We start from the raw sequence: 20,515 nt of genomic DNA on the forward strand, positions 1-20,515 counted from the left end.
AGAACACTTAACACTCAACACACCACCCAACACTCCACTCAACACACCACACTATGGAGTGTTGGGTGGTGTGTTGTATGTGGTGTTGTGTAGTGTTGTGCAGACCGGGAAAATATGATTGACCTGCGAAATCATCCCGTACTGTGAGAATTTCGGACGAGGAACGCGCATGAACATTACACACAACACCCCACAGTGTGTGTAGTGTTGTGTGTAGTGTTTGAGGGTGTTCAGGAGCGTTGAGCGCTGATAGGGGGTGAGTGATTGTGGTCTGGGACGATGACCAGGCGGAGATCGCCGAGATCATTGGAAGCCTGCGATCTCAGGACACCGATACGCGCGCCGTCGAGGTCAAGGCAGCTGCGGGAGGTTTTCCCAAGAAGCTCGTTCGCTCTATCTCTGCCTTTGCTAACGGGACCGGTGGAATCATCATCTTGGGGCTGGATGAAGACAACGGGTTCGTTACGGTATCAGGCTTTGATGCTACTGCCATGGCGGATGCCCTGGCTGGCGCATGCGCAGACCACGTGACCCCGTCGGTTCGCGCCCAGATCGACATTGTTGAGTGGGAGGGCGCGAGCATTGTCGTTGGCACCATTCCCGAATGTGCTCCTTTTGAGAAGCCTTGCTGGGTCGTTTCCCAGTCGAAGTATCACGGCAGCTATATCCGGGTCCATGATGGGGACCGCGTACTAAAGCCATACGAGATTGACCGGCTGGAGGAAAACAAGACCCAGCCGGAATGGGATCTGGAGCCGGTTCCGGCTGCTGACATCGACGATCTGGATCCTGACATTGTGGCCGAGATCTTGGCCCGCGAGCGCTCCATCCATGAACGCATTTTTGGACGGTTGAGCGATGAAGAGGCGATGTTAGCGCTCCACCTGATTACCCGGAATGACAACGGAAAACTAGTGCCAACTCTGGGCGGACTTATGGCAGCGGGCACTTACCCGCAACAGTTTTTCCCGCGGCTCAACGTGACCTTTGCAGCATATCCCGGCACCGATAAATCGGCCGGAATAGGCAAGCAGCGCTTCCTCGACAACGAAAGTCTGGTGGGGCCCATTCCGGTGCTGGTCGCGGATGCCGTGCGGGCAGTCCGACGCAATATGCGCGTCGGAGGCGTAATCGAGGGAGTCTTCCGTAAGGACTTGCCGGACTATCCACCGGAGGCTGTGCGTGAGGCAGTCGCTAATGCGCTTATGCACCGTGATTATTCGCCGCAGGCGCGGGGCACGCAGGTACAAGTGAACCTGTATGTCGACCGGCTGGAGATCCTTAACCCCGGTGGTCTTTATGGAACGGTCACCGTTGATCGGTTGGGCACTGCGGGTATGTCTAGCGCGCGCAATCAGCATTTGTCTGCGTTGCTGGAGGTGACTCCTGCCGGTGGCGGAGATGGGTACGTTGCGGAAAACCGTGGTACCGGATATATCGAGATTCTCGACCAACTGGAGCGGCAGCTGCTGCCGCCGCCGGTACCACGGGATTCATTAACCGAATTTGAACTCACCTTTGCGTGGCGAAATCCGACTACCCCGGAGCGCACCGCGGCGTTGGGCGGCGGAACCCGCGGGCGCGTGCTCGACTATCTTCGCGAACACAGGACAGCGTCCAGCCGCGAATTGGCAGGGGCTGCAGGGCTGTCCCTCAACGGCGTGCGCAGGACCATCAACGGACTTGTTGAGGAAGGCGTCATCGTGCGCACTGAGCCGCTGAAGAGCCCGAAGCAGCGCTATCGGCTGCAGGGCTAACCACGGTGTTCAACGTCACCTTGTTCGCGTGCCGCCGCTGAATACCTTGGCGCGAATTTCTCCATCTGTTCAAGCACGAGCTTGATGGCCTCCGGCGCCTTGTCCGGTGGATACTTGTAGTCGCGTAGCAACCTGCGGACCGAGCGGCGTAGTTTCGCACGCACGTCATCGCGTACTGTCCAGTCGGTCTTCGCATCGCGGCGCAGCATGGAAACGAGCTGGCGTGCGATTTCAGCAAGAACTTCGTCGTCCATGAGCTCGGTTGCGGATTCGTTTGTCGACACCGCGTCGAAGAAGGTGAGCTCGTCATTGCCTAGTGGCGGGGTGAATTGTTCACCGCGTTTGCTTTCCTTGACAATCTCCTTGGACAGGCGGATGAGTTCGGCGATGATTTCAGCGGCCGTGAGCTGCTGATTGGTGTACCGATTCATCAGCTCGGTGATCCGCTCGGAGAATTGCTTGGAGCGCAGCTCGTTGTTTCCTGTGGCGGTGCGGGCTTCCTGCTGGAGCTGGCGGCGCAACGCATCGATCAGCAACGAGACCTCAGAGGGGGATTGTTTGTCCTTGAACAGGTCGACGGTGAGATCTTGCAAGTTCGGAATCTCAATCCCGGCCTGGCGGTAGATGTCGATGACACCGGTGGCCTCAGCCGAATCAACGACCAGCTTGCCTAGGGCGTTGCGGATGGAGTCGCTAATCGGCTCGCCATTGGCCACACGGTCGCTCGCATCGAGCTTGATGAGCCAGTTCTTGACCTCGGAATAGAACTGCACGCTCGGACGGAATTCATCGGCGGCAGGGCTGTTGGACGCAAGCGCCCATGCACGCGCGAGCCTTCCAGCCTGACGCTTGAACTCATCAGCGACGGGACGCGCGTTTGGCTTCTCGGGGTCGTAGTTGCCTTCGGTTCTTGGATTGCGAAGGAAACCAGTGACATCGAGCAGGGCACGACGAAGGTTGGCGTCATCGATGAAAGCGGTGTTCTTCCATTCGATTCCCACAATGTCGTCGAGACGAGCCAGGAATCCCTTCGCCAGAGTTAGTGCTTCCTCAACGTCCTGGCCTGTGACCTTGGTTCCGTCGTCGGAAGGGTTAAGGGTGAACTCCGCAAGAGCTTTTTCCAGGTTCTCGACCAGCGGAGCATAGGCGACAAGGAGGCCATCCTGCTTGTCCCGGAACGTGCGATTCACACGGGCGAGCGTCTGCATCAGCAGCGCGCTCTTGAGCGAGCGGTCAATGTAGAGCGTGTGCAGGGGCGGCGCATCGAAACCGGTGAGCATCATGGACTGAACGATGGCGATTTCCAGCTCGTCGTCGACGTCCTTGATGCGGTTCTTCACGGCCTTGAGCGCGCTCGGGCGGCGCATATGAACCTTGAGCTCTTCAGGATCCGAAGGCGCGGCAGAGTAGATGACCTTGATTTTTCCCTTGTCATCGGCATCCGAATGCCACTCAGGGCGCAGCGCCACGATCTTGGAGTAGAGGCGTGCCGCAATGGAACGCGTGGCGGTGACAATCATCGCTTTGCCCGGTGCACCGATGAATTCCCGCATGTTTTCGCGCCGGTCTTCCCAGTGGCGAACAAAGGCCTCAGCGAGCGCATCCAAGCGGTCGTCGGAACCGTAAATGATTTCCAACGCGGCGACGGAGCGCTGAATCCGGTCGCGCTCCACCTCGTCGAGACCCGTGAGCACTTCCTCGGCAGAGTCATCAATATCGTCATCCGTGATTCCAGCAATGCGCTTGAGTGGGATGAGGCGCGGCTCGAAGTAGACGGGCACCACGGCACCGTCCTCGACGGCGCGGTTCATGTCGTAGACATCTACGTCGTCACCGAAGACCTTGCGCGTATCGCGGTCCCACTCCTTGAGCGGGGTACCGGTAAACGCCAGCATGGTGGCGTTCGGTAGTGCATTACGCAGGTGCTGTGCGTAACCATCAGCCGCGGTATCGCCAAAGCCATAGTGGGAACGGTGTGCCTCGTCGACGATGACCACGATGTTGCTGCGGTCAGAGAGCAACGGGTGCTCGGTCTCACGCAACTCACCCTGCCCGTTCAAGCCAAACTTCTGGAGCGTGGAGAAGTAGATGCCGCCGGAGGTCTTCTGCGAGAGCAGCTCACGCAACTCAGCACGCGACTCGATATTGCGCGGTGCCTCCGGCAGGATGGTGGACCGGTTGAAGGTCTCAAAGAGCTGCTCATCCAGCTCCGTACGGTCATTGAGCACAATGACGGTCGGGCTGAGCATCTCGGACCGACGCATAATCTTGGCGGTGTAGAGTTCCATCTCCATGGACTTGCCGGCACCCGTCGTGTGCCAGATGACGCCAGCGCGCTTGTCGCCGCGCGCCGCCGTGATCGTGGAACCCACTGCCTTGGTCACCGCGAAGTACTGGTGCGGCTTCGCTATGCGCATGACTAGCCCCTCGGCCGTGTCATCGAACGCCGTGAAGTCGCTGTAGAGCTGCCCAAAACGCTCCACATTAAACAGGCCATCAAGCAACAGGTCCAGCTGCGTGACCGGCTCGCCAGCCACAACCATGTTGTCGGATGGGACAGGACGGCCGTCCTCATTCACGTTCCACGGTGCGAAGTGGTTCCACGGAGTAAACGGCGTGCCGTACTTGGCGCTGAGGTCATCCGAAGGAATCACAATATTGGCAAAGCGGAAGGCCATGCCGAATTCCTTGACGTAGGTCTGCAGCTGGTTGTGGGCGCCTTCGATTGAGGTATTAGCGCCCGTCTTCTTCAGCTCGATGAATGCCAGCGGCATGCCGTTGACGTAGCAGACCACATCAAAGCGACGCTCTCCATCAAGGTTCGCAACGGTGACCTGGTTGAGCGACAAATAGTCGTTCATGTGCGGCTGCGAGGACAGGAAGATGATGGTTGGGTTCTGGATATTGCCCTCGTGGTCGATGTACTCGATACCGCGGTAGCCTTCCACCAGAATCTGGTGAATGCGCCTGTTCTCCGCAATCGCGGACTGCGACTTCGGCGTGATGACCTCACCGATCGCCTGGTCGAGGTACTCCTCCGGCACATCTGGGTTGAGGTTGCGCACGGCGTTGCGCAGACGCCCGCGCAGCACGATGTCATTCCACGTGTCGCGCTCGCCGGAGCCCGGCGCAAAGTCCGGGCCGTGTCCAGCCTGCCATTCCAGTTCAGCCAGGTGGTCCTGGACAATGAGTTCGAGGGCCTCTTCACTCAACATGATTATCTCCTTTGATAGTTGTAGGGGGATAGGGGCTGCTTAGCTTTCCGACGCCGCCTCATCCGCAACGTCCTCCGCCTCACCGACCGTAATGCGGCCGCTCATGAGGAGAGGAAGGAGCTCGTCGCGGGTCCGGGCGAGGGCTTGGTTTTCCAATTCGGCAGCGATGATGCGGCTTTCAAGGGTATTCAGCAGCGTGTGCAGTTCATCGAACTGAGGATTGAACACGTCGGGAACCGTGCACTCATTGATTTGGTGCTTCGTGATCGTCGAAAAAACGGAGCCGTACGATTTCGCCTTCAATTCTGCAACCACGTCCGATAGTGCGAGTCGTAATGCTGGTCCATAACCTTCAGGCGGAACGAAACCGTATGCAGATTGATTGAAAGACGTTGGCTTAGTTGTGGAAACAATACGTCCGACGGTGCCGCGCGCGGACATCAATATAGCCCCTGTTGGTAGCGGTGAAAATCGTCGAGTCTGAATTGCATCGTCGCTGATCTTTTCCGCAGTGTCGACCAGATGAGAGTGAGAAGCTTTCGTCATGTCGGCGACGGATGCCCAGAGGTTGGTTCCTTCCCAGAGTGCTTCATCGGAGCGCTTTGGTGTACCGCCCAAAACCGGTGAGGTGATCTCAGAAAGATCGATGCTAGGAACGCCGACTAAGGCTTTTAGCCAATGTGCGCGTTGGAGCTCGAGTGTGCAGTCTACGATTCTATTGTTCGCGTTGATTTTGTCGTCGAGCGCTCCTAGAACCTTTGCAATCTTCTTCTGAGCTTTTAAGTCGGGAATTTCAAACGAGAATTCTGAAATTGTTGAGGGAGAGGTGTGATGGACTGTCGAGCCAGTAGAGGTTCCTACTATGTAATCGTGATAGTCAGCGAGTTGCAAGCGGTAGTAGAGCCAGGTTTTATTGACTTCAGGTGAGAGATTGGTGATCTTGCCGATTCTCTGGTTGTGTAGCAGCGAGTAATCGGAAGTAGAAGGGACCAAAAGGGGGGAACCGAGTGTGTCGATACCTCGGCTTAAATCTGTCATTAGCAGAAGAAGTTCACTCGGATTTAAGACAAATTCCATAGGAATCGGGCCGGCGAAATATTTTGGCTTATGTGGCCGGTAGCCTCCCCGGGGCTGAAAGTTGCCAGGGGTTAAGAGCATATAACTGCCCTTTTCTTCCGTGAAATACTGGCTCTTAAAGGCGAAACCATGCTTAATTTTTGCAACTTCGCCCAGTCGGATAGTTGTCATTTTTACTTCAACCTCCCCAGCTGTTCGCGCACAACCTTGTCGAGGCGGGCGGCGTCGTCAAGCGCGGCGGTGAGCTCGTTGGTGAGGCGGGTGATTTTCTCGTCGATGGGCTCGTCGTCTTCTTCGGCTTCGGCGAAGCCGACGTAGCGGCCGGGGGTCATGGCGAAGTCGGAGTCGCGGATGTCGTCGAGGGAAGCGGACTTGCAGAAGCCGGCGATGTCTTCGTAAGTCTCGTCCTTCGGTGCGGAGGTGCGGCCGCGCCAGAGGCGGTAGGTGTTTGCAATCTTCTCGATGTCGTCGTCGCTGAAGGTACGCTCCGTGCGGTCAATCATGTGGCCGAGCTCGCGGGCATCAATGAAGAGCACCTGGTTGGTGCGGTCGATGGTGCCCTTGGAGCCAGCTTTCTTGTCCTTGGCGAAGAACCAGACGCAGACCGGAATCTGCGTGCCGCGGAAGAGCTGTGCAGGAAGTGCGATGACGCAGGAAACGATGTCGTCTTCCACCATGGCCTTGCGGATGTCGCCTTCACCGGAGGAGTTCGACGTCATCGTGCCGTTGGCCATGACAACACCGGCCTCACCTTGAGGGGTGAGCTTGGAAATGATGTGCTGCATCCACGCGAAGTTTGCATTGCGCTTGGGCGGGACGCCGTACTTCCAGCGAGTGTCTTCCTCGTTGCGCGACCAGTCCTTGATGTTGAACGGTGGGTTGGCCATGACATAGTCCATCTTTTTATCCGGATGGATGTCGCGAGCGAAGGTATCGGCCCAACGCTCACCCAAGCCAGCAGAGCTAATGGCGTGGATGGCCAGGTTCATCTTGGCCATGCGCCAGGTGCGTTCGTTGAGCTCCTGACCGTAGATGGCCAGAGCAGTGCGGTCCTTCTCCGTGGTCTCGAGGAACTTCTCTGCCTGCACGAACATGCCGCCTGAACCACAGCAGGGGTCGTAAACACGACCCTGGGTCGGCTCCAGGATTTCTACGAGGGTACGTACGACAGGGCGGGGAGTGTAGAACTCGCCGCCACGCTTGCCCTCAGCACGGGCGAACTTCTCCAGGAAGTACTCGTAGACCTCACCCAGCAAATCGCGTGCGCGTTCTGGCCCCTCCGCGGTGAAACGCGTGGTGCTGAATAAGTCGATGAGTTCGCCCAAACGACGCTGGTCAACGCTTTCCGAGGCGAAGTTCGTGGGCAGGGTACCTAACAGCGACTCATTGTCCAGCATGAGCTGCTTCATCGCGTTATCGATGAGCTTGCCAATGGACTGGTACTCCTGGCCGGCGTCGGCCGACTTGCCCTTCGAGTTGTCACGCAGGAAGGTCCAACGAGCGATGGGGTCGACCCAGAAAACGTTCTTCTCACGGTAAGCGTCGATATCCTCCAGGTCTTCCTGGATGTACTCTTCGCTATCCCCGCGCTCCTCGCCTTCAGCACGCAGCTCCGCGCGCCGGGCATCGAAAGCATCAGTGACGTATTTGAGGAACACCAGTCCTAGGACGATGTCCTTGTACTGGGAGGCGTCCATGGAACCGCGCAGCTTGTCTGCTGCCTTCCATAAAGTGTCCTTGAGCTCTTTGAGGGTGGTGGCGGAGGCAGCCTCTACGTTCTGCTCATCCTTGACTGAGTTAGTCATTTTTTCTCCTTACATATAACGGTGTTTGTGTGTTTGAATGTTGAACTCTGTTATTAGCCTGGTGGGGATTGTGCACGAGATTCAGCGATGGTGACAGCACCGGTACCTATCGACATGACGAGGCCGTGCTCAAGTTCATCGAGGCTATGTAACTGTTCTAAGAGCTGCTGGCGTCGTGCGCGGAGCTGTTGCTCGACTGTGCTGAGGTGCTGCGCATTCTTGCGAGGCAATACGGGGAAGTACACCGATCCCAACTCGGAGGAGACAGCTTCGTTGATAGCCTTCTCTACGAGGTAGGGAATGCAGACCTGTTCCAAGGGAGTGTGGCTGCGTCCACGGAAGGTGCGGCATCGTAGTGCTTGAGCCGGTGCAGTGACTAGCTTGCCGCCTTCCTCATCGATGAGTGCGCGTGGTCTTGGGCTCTTGATGAAGACCACGTCCCCTGGTTCTGTGAGGGTGCCGCGCGGTGCAATGTCTTCCAGCCGGAGACGATCGATGCAACGTGCGCCCTGTGGAATGCTCCCCAGAATTTCGGGCTCACCGATGAGTTCCAGTTTTGCTATTGCTTCAGGGGCGAGATCACGTTCGGCAATGCGGGAGCCGCTGAGTTTCTGCAGTACCCCAGTGCGAGCGTTGGTCGCGGCCTTCCACGGTAGGTACTCAAGGCGTGTTGCCCCCGACTCAGCGCGCATACCAATCTTTGGCTGCGCGTCCTCCAACCCTGCTGAACTGATGTCTAACCCTGCCTGATGCGCGGTGTGCATGAGATCGGCGGCGGAAGACGTCGACGTAGAAGAAAAGACCGAGTCATCGAGAGAATGAGTACGACTGCGCCAGGCATCAGCGGCGCGAAGAATACGACCGCGGACAAAGGTGTGCTTGCGCGCTTCATCCGGTGTGGTGAGCATGGTTGCCCAGTCTGAGACGAGACCGGGTGTCTTAAGGTCCGGCACGTCAGCGATAACGGCAGCAGCATCGGCAGGGTTGCCTATGGCCTCGCGATTAGGGCGCTTGAGAATCCATAGTGCGCCCTGCTGCTGTCCGCGGTCCGGAAAAATGCCTCGGGGCAGCCGTGCGCTGTAACGCAGCGGTGCAATCGCGCCGGTTTCAGTCGGTGCGAGGAAACGCCGTCGGACGACCTCCGCTAAAGAGTCCTCGATAAGCATGTCTGCGGTGGAAATGCAGAACATCGCGCCGCGCTCGTCCAAGTTGTCGAGCAAGTCCTGGAGGTGCTCGAAGTATTCGGGCGCATTCTTGGCAGGGGAAGGAGCAGCGTGGACGATGAGAGAATTCGCTGGGATCTCCTCGCTAGCGTCGATGAATTCCACGTTTCGGCACGCTAGTTCCGCCCAATAGAGAGAGTCTGGTGCGCAGTCCTTTCGGTATCCGATGTTGAGCGCCAGCGTTTCTTCGAGTTCCCGGGCGAGTCCAGTGACGAAACCTAGGCTGTATTCATCAGTAGGGATGATAGGTGGAGTTGGGTTCTCTAACGTGAGGGCTTCCGATACTGCTTGCATAGCGCGGGAAGTAAAACGGGAAGAGAGTGTTACCTGGCGCTGAGCACTGAGGTCATCTGCAAGACGGGCGAGCGCGGTCGCGGGCCCGAAAGCTGCCTCGGCTACCTGCTCTGCTGCTTGTGCGATGTCAGCTTCAGAGGCATCAGAAGGAATGTTGTCTGCTGCGCGCTGGTACGCCGCGGTAAGAGAGTCGATTACTGCAGCAGAGGGCGAAAAATCCTGAGGGGAGGAAGCCGTGTTGCAGTTCAAAAGGCCCAACGCCGCGCGTGCCGGATTGCGGAGCAGCATTCGGTAGAGCGAAGAATAAAAGAGGGCATCTTCAACGGCTGTGTCGCGGCGGCCGAGCTTAGTTGCTCGCAGCCAATCTTGAATTTCGGTGATGGCGTAGTAGGGGTGGCCATCATGTTCTCCGCAAGGGGAGGGGAAGGGCGCGATGGATTCTGAGTTAAAGCGCTGAATCCACTCGTTGACCGCGGGGCGCGTAACGCCGGTCAGCCGGGCGACATCGGCGAGTGTCAGTGTTGCGGTCACTTGAGGCCTCCTTTCATAGGGTAGTGATGGGGAACAAGGGCGAGCGGTCATCGCTGATCGCTCTGTCCAATACGTTAAATGAACTCGATTAAAGTACCCAGCTTTTAGTCTGTTAATTATCCTGAAGGGGGCTTAAGGCCGATTAATTAATAATAAAAGAGTGTTGCCCAAGAGTGGTTTGGTTTTCGTGGGGATCGGGCCTCAAAGTCGACATGCACATGGCGATCGCCTCTGCGCTGAGCATGTTCGACAACAAGCTGGCTCCGTTCTGGAACGAGGGCAAGGCGCTTGAGCAGGAGCGCGGCCACTAAAACAGCTTGCCTGCTTCAATCCCCGCCGACGAGGAGCTTTGAATCTTCTTCGGCGGGCTTTTTGTGTCTGTACGCCGGCGCTTTGCCGGTTTACGCGTGTCGCGAGTCGGTGTTGAAACCGGTGGCAAATCTCCGTAAGGTTAACATTAGGTTAACAAACAGAGAACAGAAAGTAATTGGGTGAGTACCATGACGCATCTCAATGATCACCGCCTCGCGACCCTGCGCCAGGACCTCCACGACCTGTACGGCAACACTCACGCTGCCGCGGAAATCGACGCCGAGGTAGACGCGGCAATCGCGCGCCATACTGCCGGTGCAACGGTCGAAGAATTCATCCCTGTTCTGGTTGAACGCGAGGTAAAGGAATACTTCGGCGGGCACCGCATCCATGTCCGTTTCTCTGCCGGCACCAACCACGCCCTTGCGGAGAAGGTTGTTGAATTGACCAAGGAACAGGCCGGCGACGCCTTGCTTGCCGACGCCGCTCATTTCCACACCGAGGTTGACCCCAACAACCGCATGGTCAGCATGCCTGACTTCATCGTGTACCTAGGCCGCGAGATCCCACGCGACGAAGCAGGCAAGGACGTCAAGATTTGGGATATCGCTGCGGCCAATACGCCAGAGGAAGAGCGCGAACTTATTGATGACCTCGGCGCCCGCGTGCTTTACATGTTGGGCAAGCTGGGCATCGAGCCAGTAGGCGATAAGGCCCCTGTCGAGGCCTAATCTCCCAACTAGAAGCGATAGGCCGAGTGCCTCCGATTCTTGGCGCAGAGTTGATTCATCCGAGGGCGAAAGCAGATGACCTTCATCGAAAGATAGAAGGCTCTGCTTTTTAATAGATGGAGAATGCGAGCGCCTTTATGGCCTTTTCGGTGCGGATTAATCGTCGTGCTCACGGCCAGATTGTGTTAAATGCGCGTCACTGCAGCCATGAATCCGTGTGGAAGCGAGGTTATCGGCCACAAACCACTAGGCTGTTTGACTGAATATTGTCATAAAACCGTTTGGAGAATCGAAGTAATCGTGACTGCCAACAATTCCTCCGCCAGCGCCGCTGGCAGCGAAACCCGCGTTTTCGAACCTGTTCAGCGAATCTTGCTGCCCAAGCGCGGCGAGCCTTTTGACGTCCGGATGCTCTATCTCATCGAGTCTGAGCAAAACCGCGAGCGCCTGAGCTGGACCAACCGCACCGCGGTGACGATTCCAGCGGGTGAAGAGGCTTCTTTCGAGACCTACTTCAACGCTTTCCCTGCCTCCTACTGGCGCCGCTGGTCCCAGCTGAAGTCCATCGTGCTCTCCCTCGAACTCGAAGGCCAAGCCAACGTCTCCATTTACCGCTCCAAGCAGGACGGTCAGCGCATCTCCGTGGCTAACCATCTGGTCGGCAGCGGTCACCACGACTTCGAACTGCCGCTGAAGAATTTCGAAGACGGCGGCTGGCTGTGGTTCGACATCACCGCAGAGAAGGAAACCGTCCTTTCTAATGCGGCATGGTGCGCTCCACACGAGCCAGGCCCGCAGATCATGCCGGACGGTACGGAGATCCCGGCGTCGGAAAAGCGCGTTGCCGTGGGCATTCCTACCTTCAACCGCCCAACCGACGCCGTCGCAGCGCTGCAGGCTCTCGCCGAGGACCCAGTGGTCGACGGCATCATCGACTACGTCCTCATGCCGGACCAAGGCAACCAGCACCCAGCCGACGAACCCGGCTACGAGCAGGCCGTCGAGCACTTCGGTGAGCGCTTCCGCGAGTTCCGCCAGGGCAACCTGGGCGGTTCCGGCGGCTACTCCCGCATCATGTACGAGGCGTTGGAGAACACCGATTCCCCGTTCATCCTCTACATGGATGATGACATCGCCATCGAGCCGGACTCCATCCTGCGCGCAGTGCAGGCCGCGCGATACGCCGCCAAGCCGATCATCGTTGGTGGCCAGATGCTGAACCTGCAGGAGCGCTCCCAGCTGCGCACCACTGGCGAGCAGGTCAACAAACACGACTTCATGTGGGGCGGGGCGCCGCACGCGGTCTACGACCACGACTTCGCCAAGTACCCATTGCGCGCTATTGGCGACGCCCAGTCGCACCTCGACCCACGCAAGTACGACTCTCGTGCTCTCCATCGCCGCGTCGATGTCGAATACAACGGCTGGTGGATGTGCCTCTTCCCGCGCGTCGTAGCTGAGACCAACGGCCAGCCGCTGCCGCTGTTTATCAAGTGGGACGACACCGAGTACTCCCTGCGCGCAGCGGCTAACGGCTTCCCAACTGTCACCTGGCCGGGTGCCGCAATCTGGCACATGGCATGGGCGGACAAGGACGACGCCATCGACTGGCAGGCGTACTTCCACCTGCGCAACCGTCTCATCGTCGCTGCGATGTACCACGACGGCGACGTCAAGGGCATTACGAAGTCCATCTTCAAGTCCACCCTCAAGCACACGATGTGCATGGAGTACTCCACCATGGCTATCCAGCTGGAAGCTATGAAGGACTTCCTCGCCGGTCCGGATCACCTCTTCGACATCCTGGAATCCTCCCTGCCGCGCATCGCGGAAATCCGCAAGAACTACTCCGATGCCGTCATCATCGAATCCGCCGACCAACTGCCGGCTCCGACCGGCGCGCCGGGCGTGCCAACCCGCAACATCGGCGGCCGCCTCGGCAAGGTCAAGAAGCTGCCATGGCTGCTGAAGTCCGCGAAGCACCTGGTCACCAAGGAAGACCGCGCGCACCACGAGGCGCCGCAGCTCAACCTCACCCCCGACGAGGCGCGCTGGTTCACCCTGTCCCGCGTGGACTCCGCAACAGTTTCCACCGCAGGTGGCACCGGCGTGGCCTTCCGCAAACGCGACCGCGATCTGGCCACCGACCTCGTCAAGCAGACCCGCGGCCTGCTCAAGGAAATCGAGGAGAACTTCGACGATCTGAAGGCGCAGTATCGCGCTGCGATGCCGGAGCTGACTTCCCGCGAATCCTGGAAGAAGGTATTCGATGCCCAGTAAGCTTTCTGTAGCTGAATCACATGTTCTGGAAAGCATCCAGAACGCAGCTTTCGACGTCCCTGGTGTTGTACCTGCCGCCCGCGGCCTTAGCCACTTGGGTGAGCATGCCCTGGGCTGGATGGGCACTTCCGCTCTCATGTACGCGGTCAATCGCGCGGACAAAGCGCGGCGTCGCCAGTGGGCATACGTCGGCGCGAGTGCTTTTACCGCCCATGCGGCCAGCGTTGTAATCAAGCGCATCGTGCGCCGCAAGCGCCCTGACTACCCCTACGTTCGCGTCGGCGTGGGCACCCCGTCCAAGCTGTCGTTTCCTTCTTCCCACTCGACGTCGACAACCGCGTTCCTCGTGGGCGTCGCACACCTAACCGGCAATCCGTTGCCGCTCCTTGGTGTGCCTGTGATGATGGCTTCGCGTATGGTGCTCGGAGTGCATTATCCAACGGATACCGCGGTTGGAGCTGCGATCGGTGCAGCCACCGCAGAGGCATTCACTCGCTATGAAAGGAAGACCGCGTGAGCGAGACACACCACGAAGACGGTTCGCAGCGGGTATTCCACTCTGAACCGCATACCTCAGGCATCGACACCGGCCGCAAGCGTAAGCCACCGAAGAACCTCGTCGACGGAATGATCAAGGCGCTGCGCCCAAAGCAGTGGGTCAAGAACGTCCTCGTCCTCGCCGCTCCAGCAGCAGCGGGTGCGGACGCACTGTTCCATTCGCGCGTGCTTCTCGACGTCCTCCTTGCCTTCATCGTCTTTTGCATGGGCGCGTCCTCGATTTACCTCATCAATGACGCTCGCGACGTCGAGGCTGACCGGGCTCACCCGACCAAGCGCTTCCGTCCCATCGCGGCCGGCGTGCTGCCGGTGGGCCTGGCGTATGCGATGGCAGCACTGCTCATTGTCGGTTCCATCGGCTTGTCCTTCTTGGCCACCGCTGGCCCACAGCTGGCAATCGTGATGGCTGTGTACATCGCTTTGCAGCTGGGCTACTGCTTTGGCTGGAAGCACATGCCGGTCATCGACATCGCGCTGGTTTCCTCCGGCTTCATGTTGCGCACAATGGCCGGTGGCGTGGCAGCGGGCATCGTGCTTTCCCAGTGGTTCCTGTTGGTGGCGGCATTCGGTTCGCTGTTCATGGCTTCCGGTAAGCGTTACTCGGAGATTCTTTTGGCCGAGCGCACTGGTGCGAAGATCCGCAAGTCCCTTGAGGGCTACACGCCGACCTACCTACGCTTTGTCTGGACCCTTGCGGCTACCGCTTTGGTTATGTCCTACTCGCTGTGGGGCTTCCAGCTTTCCAACGCCGCCGATGGCCCAGCTGGCGTCTGGTACCAGGTTTCGATGGTTCCGTTTACCATCGCTGTGCTGCGCTATGCTGCCGACGTCGACCGCGGCAATGGCGGCGCACCTGATGAAATCGCGCTCGAGGATCATGCCTTGCAAGTACTCGCCCTTTTGTGGCTGGCTTGTATCGCAATGGCGGTTTATATTATCCCAATGTTTTAACGCCGTGAGCGCCGCGAATACGGTCAAATCTAAAGGGGGATGTTAAACTTTTTCCCCATGAATAACACTGATAACAGGAATCTGCTTCGGTATAGCGCCGGTGCGTCAGCTCTTGTTATTGGTGTTTTTGCGTTTTGGGGTGGCTTCGCCCGCCGGTGGATTTCCGATGACGGCCTCATCGTCCTGCGCACGGTCCGCAACCTAGAAGCTGGGAATGGCCCAGTGTTTAACGCCGGCGAGCGAGTAGAAGCCAATACCTCGGCGCTGTGGCAATACCTCATCCTTCTCGTGCGATGGGTAACAGATGCGGATCTGTCAGGTATCGCCATCTACTTGGGCTTGTTCTTTTCTGTCGCCGCGATGTTCATCGGCGCTTGGGCTACGAGCAGGGCCCACCGCACCGCCGTTCTAGCTCCGGCGGGCGGCCTCGTTTATCTAGCGCTACCGCCCGCGCGTGACTTCTTTACGTCCGGTCTCGAATGGGGCTTGTCCATCTTCTATCTGGCGGTGCTGTGGTGGATGTTGGTCAAGTGGTCCCGCGGCGTCGACAATGCAAAAGAGTGCGCTAGTGACTCTATGCCGTACTGGCTAGCGCTGTGGGCGGGCATTTCCTGGCTTGTTCGACCTGAGCTTGCGCTTTATGGCGGCCTGGTGGGACTTTTGCTGCTCGCTACCCACCGCGGGTGGAAAGCCTGGCTAGGAATCGTGGCCTCCGCGCTGCCCTTGCCGGGCGCATATCAGATTTTCCGCATGGGCTACTACGGCCTTTTGACTCCCCACACTGCGGTGGCTAAGTCGGCGTCGGAAGCTGCATGGAGCCATGGTTTCCGCTACCTTGGTGACTTCGTCCTCCCTTATGCCCTCTATATTCCAATCCTCGTGTTGGGCGGCTGGGCCCTGTGGACCTATCGTTCTAGCCTGCGCCCAACGCGGCTTCGCTCCCAAGCCAGCATTACATACTTGTTGGTGGGCGCAGCGGTTTTGCACTTTGTCTACATCTTGCGCGTCGGCGGGGACTTCATGCATGGTCGGATGCTCTTGCTACCGCTTTTTGCGATGTTGCTGCCAGTGTTTGTCCTCCCGTTGCGCTCCGCAGTGTCTATCAGTGCGGCACTCTTTTGCGCAGTTTGGTCCGTGGTGATTATCCTGCGCGGGCACCCCACGGATTGGAATACCTACCAAGGGAAAATCAATATTGTCGATGAGCGCGACTTCTGGACCTATTCCGTCAAGCGGGAACCAGGCGATCCGCCTCGCTCTGAGAGGGACTTCCTTCCTATGCGGCAAATGGAGGCCTACCAAGAGGGCATCGATGATCTTGAAAAAGGTGATGCTCTCGCTGTTCTATATGCGGTTCCACGCGAGGAGAACAAGTATGCGTGGAAAGGCGTTGCTCGCGAACCCGGCCGGGACGAGCCGCCTACTTTGTACTTCATCAACATGGGCATGACTTCGATGAATGCCCCGTTGGACGTGCGCGTGCTCGATAACATTGGCTTGGCGACGCCCCTCGCCGCCCGCCAGCCACGCATAGAAAACGGACGGATTGGCCATGACAAGGACCTGCCTTCGTACTGGCAGGCTGCTTTGACGGGGGTGGATATCGATTCGCTGCCACAGTGGTATGACAAGAAGGAAACTGCTAAGGCTCGTCAGGCGTTGCAAACGTCAGATTTCCAAAAGCTCTTTGCAACCTATAAAGACCCGCTTGATGCGCACCGTTTCTTTGAAAACATCAAGTTTGCATTGACGGATGGGCGGACTCTGACTTTTTCGGCGGATCCTGACGATTACCTTGTGAAATAGCGGAGAGTTTTCCCACACTTCGGCGTGTCGCCACCTATAGACGGATCGGCCACCGTAGTGCGCGGGGGGTACAAGGTGGGAGAAATCGGGCTGAGTGGGTTAAGCTGCTAAAGATTCCTCGTTATATTTCCGTGACGTTAACGTTCAGGCATGTGGCGACGATAAGTGTGAATAGCACTAAAAATTTTTCTTGATCTCGAAGTTGAGAAGTACAAAAGGAGAGACATGACTGCACTGAGTTCGGGTCTCAAAGCGCGTATACTCACAGTGGTAATGACCGTTGCGGTCGCGCTTGGCCTCGTCGTAGCTACAGGCACCCAAGAAGCCGCGGCAGCAAACCGTGACTGGCTGCGTGCCGATGCCACCGGTTCTTGCGAATGGGACGGCGTGGGTTGGTGGGTTCAGCGTTGTGACGTTTGGTCGCCAGCAATGGGCCGCAACATTCCAGTCCAGATCCAGCCTGCGAAAAACGGTGGCAACGCTGGCCTGTACCTGCTTGACGGTTTGCGTGCTACCGACAGTACCAATGCTTGGGTTAACGATGTGAATGCTGCCCGTACCTACGAGCCTCACAACATTACCCTGGTTATGCCGGTTGGTGGCGCAGGTTCTTTCTACGCTGACTGGAACGGCCCGGCTACCTATGACTTGGTTACGCCGACCAACTACCAGTGGGAAACCTTCCTGACCTCTGAGCTGCCGGGCTACTTGGAGCGTAACTTCGGCGTTGCCCGCAACAACAACTCTATTGCTGGTCTGTCCATGGGTGGTACCGCAGCCATCACCTTGGCCGCCAAGCACCCGGATCAGTTCCGCCAGGTTCTGTCCTTCTCCGGCTACCTGGCTACCACCTTGCCAGGTGCGCAGACGTTCATGCGCCTCGCGCTTCTCGATGCCGGCGGATTCAACATCAACGCAATGTACGGTTCTTTGATTAGCCCGCGCCGTTTCGAAAACGATCCTTTCTACCAGACCGATCGTCTGCGCAATACTGACGTGTACATCTCTGCTGCAACGGGCATTCCGGGTGCCGGTGACGCTGGTTATCTCCCGCAGCACCAGCTTTCTGGCGCGGTCCTGGAGATGTTCTCACGTGCAACCACCCGCATCTGGGAGGCTAAGGCTCGTGCAACTGGTCTGCGCGTGACCACCAACTACCCGATGCAGGGTCTGCACAACTGGGCACAGTTTGGCTACCAGCTGGAGCAGTCCAAGCCACAGGTTCTCAACGTAATGAACGCTTGGTAGACGCCGCTTGGTAGACGCCAAGGAGAGTGTCTAGAGAAGCTCTAAACAAACCGGCCGTAGGAATTCCTACGGCCGGTTTTGTGGTTTTGGGCGTGTTCCTCTTTCAAAAGTCTCAAGTTCAACTTAAACTTGAGTGCACAATAGACAGCACTTCGTGGCCTAGTAGCGTCGTCCGGAGGAGGGGAACCTTCGGAAACCGTATTACTAGGGCGCTCCCTCGACATACCTACAAGGACTCATCCATGCGTAAAAATGCGTCTGCCCCTAACCTGCGCTCTCCAGGTTCCCCGACCAAGGCTCGCAAGGGTCTGGCCATCGCAGCTCTGCCGACCGCTGTAGCAGTTGGCCTCGCTCTCCTGCCGAACGCAACCGCTCAGTCTTCTCTCGGAGACTTGACCCAGAACTTGGGAAGCTCCGGTCTTTCCGACTCCTTCGCACCGAGCAACCCGCCGCAGCGTACCCCGCTCAACACCGAGTACCCGACCATCGAGGGTCTGCCGGAGGGCGTTGCTGTCTCCCGCGTGGAGTACCTCTCCAATCGCCACCTCAAGGTCTACATCAAATCCGCAGCTATGCCGGATAAGGAGCAGATTGTTCAGATCCAGCTCGCCCGCGACTGGTACTCCAACCCGGAGAAGAAGTTCCCGGAGGTCTGGGCACTCGACGGCCTGCGTGCGCGCGACGATGAGTCCGGCTGGACCATCGAGACCAACATCCTGAGCCAGTACGCTGACCGCAATGTCAACGTCATCATGCCCGTCGGTGGCGAGTCCTCCTTCTACTCCGACTGGCAGCAGCCAGACAATGGCCGTAACTACAAGTGGGAATCTTTCCTGACCAAGGAACTCGTGCCAATCCTGGACAAGGCATACCGCTCCAACCAGAAGCGCGCCATCACGGGTATCTCCATGGGCGGTACGGCAGCCGTCAACTTGGCGGAGCGCAACCCGCACCTGTTCCAGTTCGTCGGTTCCTTCTCCGGCTACCTGGACACCACCACCCGGGGCATGCCAGAAGCAATTGCTGCCGCGCAGATGGATGCAGGCGGATTTAACTCCACCAACATGTGGGGCCCGCACTACTCGCAGGACTGGATCGACCACGACCCGAAGCTGGGTATCGAAGCCCTCAAGGACATGAAGGTCTACGTTTCCTCCGGCTCCGGCAAAGACGACTACGGCAACCTCTCCTCCGTGGCCAAGGGCCCGGCTAGCGCTGCAGGCGTCGGCCTCGAGGTCATTTCCCGTATGTCCACCCAGACCTTCGTGGATTACGCCAAGCGTGCAGGGGTGCCGGTCGTGACACGCTTCCGCCCATCCGGCGTCCACAGCTGGGAATACTGGCAGTTCGAGATGAACGAGGCTTGGCCGACCATCGCTGACGCCCTCGGCATCCCGAAGGAAGACCGCGGTGCAGACTGCACCCCGATCGGCGACATCGCAAAGGTGACCGAGTCCGGAATCCTCGGCAAATGCCTTAACAACGAATACGACGTCGCAGGCGGCAAAGCTGAGGACTTCCAGGTTGGCACTGCCTACTGGCACCCAGAAACCGGCGCTCACGCCATCTTTGGCCGCATCGGCGCCCGCTACTCCGAGATCGGCGGCCCGACCTCTTGGCTGGGCTTCCCAACCACCGGCGAAGAGAAGACCCCAGACGGCAAGGGACGCTTCGTTCACTTCCAGCACGGCTCCATCTACTGGACCGCCGAGACCGGCGCCTGGGCAATTCCTGCCGACATGGTGAAGGCATGGGGCGAAAACGGCTACGAAAACGGCGACCTCAAGTACCCGACCGCTGCAGTGGTCAAGGTCGGCGAAGGCTACGCTCAGGAATTCCAGAATGGCGTCCTGACCCGTAACCCGGACGAGTCCAACTCCGTGGTCCACGGTGCAATCGGCGCCAAGTACAAGGAGCTGGGTGGCCCTGCCTCCAAGCTAGGCTTCCCGAAGGGCGGCGAAAAGCCAGTCAAGGGCGGCTTCTTCCAGGAATTCGAGCACGGCAACATCTACTGGTCCGCAAACAGCGGCGCGCACTACATCCTCTACGGAGACATCATGGACGAGTGGGGTAAGCGCGGCTTCGAACAGGGCGAGTTTGGCTGGCCAACCTCCGATTACACCGAAATCGCAGCGGGCGGCCTTTCCCAGGACTTCCAGCACGGTGTAATCCGGCAAATCATGGGCAACGTTCAAGCGGAAAAGAGGTAACCATGCGCATCAAGGTTCCCGCGGCGTGTGCAGCCTTGATGGCTGCCGCGCTTACGCTGGGCGCCTGCGGTTCCGCCACGGTCGAAAGCACGGACGATCCAACGGACACCAAGGTAGCCCCGCTCGAGCGTTCCGCAACCGCAACTTCCGACGGCGCGTCGAGCTCGGCGTCTTCGAACACGGCGTCGTCAAGCGCATCTGCGTCCCGCGAGCCGGCTTCTGACGCCCCGGAAGATAGTGGCGCGCGTGAAATCTCTGCCATCCCCACCCCGGAACAAAGCCAGGGTCCTGAGCAGGAATTCATAGCCGCTGTCCAGAAAGCAGGAGTAGACACGAATGGTGCCGAAGATCAGATCATCGGCGCCGGCCAAGCGGCATGCCGCGAAGGCGATGCCGTGACCATTCCCGCAGTGGCAGGTCAGCTCATCGAGCAGGGCCGTGCCGCACTGTCGCACGAAGAGCTCACCGCTGTCCTGACGGACCAGGCGCGCGGCACCCTGTGCGCTAACTAAGATAG

13 protein-coding genes are annotated in these 20,515 nt (G+C 58.5%); 9 read left to right on the forward strand and 4 right to left on the reverse strand.

The window, feature by feature from the left end; genetic code table 11:
• Positions 1 to 260: 260 nt before the first annotated feature.
• Complete coding sequence (locus CHU71_RS01595) at positions 261 to 1,757, forward strand: ATP-binding protein (RefSeq protein ID WP_255456370.1); 1,497 nt, start codon at positions 261 to 263, stop codon at positions 1,755 to 1,757.
• On the opposite strand, the gene CHU71_RS01600 is transcribed toward CHU71_RS01595, so the two are convergent.
• From CHU71_RS01600 to CHU71_RS01615, 4 genes are read right to left on the reverse strand one after another with little or no spacing between them, the layout of a single operon-like run.
• Positions 1,754 to 4,972: a type I restriction endonuclease subunit R gene (locus tag CHU71_RS01600; RefSeq protein WP_147759956.1), complete on the reverse strand. Its 3,219-nt coding sequence runs from the start codon at positions 4,970 to 4,972 to the stop codon at positions 1,754 to 1,756. The two genes, CHU71_RS01595 and CHU71_RS01600, sit on opposite strands and share 4 nt — an antisense overlap.
• Positions 4,973 to 5,011: 39 nt before the next feature.
• Positions 5,012 to 6,220, reverse strand: a complete 1,209-nt coding sequence (locus CHU71_RS01605) for a restriction endonuclease subunit S (protein ID WP_147759957.1) — start codon at positions 6,218 to 6,220, stop codon at positions 5,012 to 5,014.
• Positions 6,221 to 6,222: 2 nt separating this feature from the next.
• The gene (locus CHU71_RS01610; protein WP_147759958.1) at positions 6,223 to 7,854 is read right to left on the reverse strand and encodes a class I SAM-dependent DNA methyltransferase; all 1,632 of its coding nucleotides are present in this window, start codon (positions 7,852 to 7,854) and stop codon (positions 6,223 to 6,225) included.
• 53 nt (positions 7,855 to 7,907) lie between these two features.
• On the reverse strand, positions 7,908 to 9,902 hold the full coding sequence (locus CHU71_RS01615; RefSeq protein WP_147759959.1) for a hypothetical protein: 1,995 nt from the start codon (positions 9,900 to 9,902) through the stop codon (positions 7,908 to 7,910).
• Positions 9,903 to 10,402: 500 nt separating this feature from the next.
• Here CHU71_RS01615 and CHU71_RS01620 point away from each other — a divergent pair, with 500 nt between their 5' ends.
• The 8 genes from CHU71_RS01620 (at position 10,403) to CHU71_RS01655 (ending at position 20,510) form a co-directional block, all read left to right on the forward strand.
• A complete protein-coding gene (locus tag CHU71_RS01620) occupies positions 10,403 to 10,945 on the forward strand; it encodes a three-helix bundle dimerization domain-containing protein (protein ID WP_129720796.1) in 543 nt (180 codons plus the stop codon).
• 300 nt (positions 10,946 to 11,245) lie between these two features.
• A complete protein-coding gene (locus CHU71_RS01625) occupies positions 11,246 to 13,225 on the forward strand; it encodes a glycosyltransferase (protein ID WP_147759960.1) in 1,980 nt (659 codons plus the stop codon).
• Entirely contained in the window at positions 13,215 to 13,742 is a 528-nt protein-coding gene (locus CHU71_RS01630; RefSeq protein ID WP_147759961.1) for a phosphatase PAP2 family protein, read from the forward strand. Before CHU71_RS01625 ends, CHU71_RS01630 begins: the two co-directional genes overlap by 11 nt.
• Entirely contained in the window at positions 13,739 to 14,734 is a 996-nt protein-coding gene (locus CHU71_RS01635) for a decaprenyl-phosphate phosphoribosyltransferase (protein WP_147759962.1), read from the forward strand. Before CHU71_RS01630 ends, CHU71_RS01635 begins: the two co-directional genes overlap by 4 nt.
• Before the next feature lie 57 nt (positions 14,735 to 14,791).
• Positions 14,792 to 16,540, forward strand: coding sequence for a flagellar motor control protein ZomB (zomB, locus tag CHU71_RS01640; RefSeq protein ID WP_147759963.1), 1,749 nt, complete (start codon positions 14,792 to 14,794; stop codon positions 16,538 to 16,540).
• 225 nt (positions 16,541 to 16,765) lie between these two features.
• Positions 16,766 to 17,788 carry an alpha/beta hydrolase family protein gene (locus CHU71_RS01645; protein WP_187271989.1) on the forward strand — a complete coding sequence of 341 codons (1,023 nt, stop codon included), beginning with the start codon at positions 16,766 to 16,768 and terminating at the stop codon, positions 17,786 to 17,788.
• Positions 17,789 to 18,030: 242 nt separating this feature from the next.
• On the forward strand, positions 18,031 to 19,998 hold the full coding sequence (locus tag CHU71_RS01650) for an alpha/beta hydrolase-fold protein (RefSeq protein WP_147759964.1): 1,968 nt from the start codon (positions 18,031 to 18,033) through the stop codon (positions 19,996 to 19,998).
• A 2-nt stretch (positions 19,999 to 20,000) separates the two neighbouring features.
• Positions 20,001 to 20,510 (forward strand): DUF732 domain-containing protein, encoded by a 510-nt coding sequence (locus CHU71_RS01655; RefSeq protein ID WP_147759965.1) that lies wholly within the window; start codon positions 20,001 to 20,003, stop codon positions 20,508 to 20,510.
• Positions 20,511 to 20,515: the final 5 nt, after the last annotated feature.

It is taken from the genome of Corynebacterium sp. LK14, from assembly GCF_008042215.1.
Classification (GTDB): domain Bacteria; phylum Actinomycetota; class Actinomycetes; order Mycobacteriales; family Mycobacteriaceae; genus Corynebacterium; species Corynebacterium striatum.